Annotated in this window: 1 pseudogene; it reads right to left on the reverse strand. The window is 63.0% G+C overall.

What is annotated here, in order from left to right:
- Window positions 1-28 precede the first annotated feature (28 nt).
- A pseudogene (locus tag C3Y91_RS38855) lies at window positions 29-273 on the reverse strand (non-homologous end joining protein Ku); the annotation flags it as partial.

Below are 273 nucleotides of genomic sequence, written 5' to 3' on the forward strand. Positions count from 1 at the left end.
TAATATTTCGGAGCCATGACCTATCTCCCTAGCTGGCTTTGCGCTGCGGGGCAGCTTTTGAAGCGGCGGACTTCACTGCCGCCCCGCGCGCGGCGCGCTGCCTCCCAGTGCCAGTGTTGGCGTTAGCGGCAGTGCGTTTCGATTTGTCCGCAGCGGGCTTCATCATGCCTGCGCTCTCGCGGAGCGCCGCCAGCAGATCGTTGGGCTTCGAGACCTCGACCTTCTTCGGCTTCGGAAGCGACTTGCCTTCCAGCTTCGCCTTCACCAGATCCG

Source organism: Rhizobium ruizarguesonis (genome assembly GCF_012349115.1).
Lineage (GTDB): Bacteria > Pseudomonadota > Alphaproteobacteria > Rhizobiales > Rhizobiaceae > Rhizobium > Rhizobium ruizarguesonis.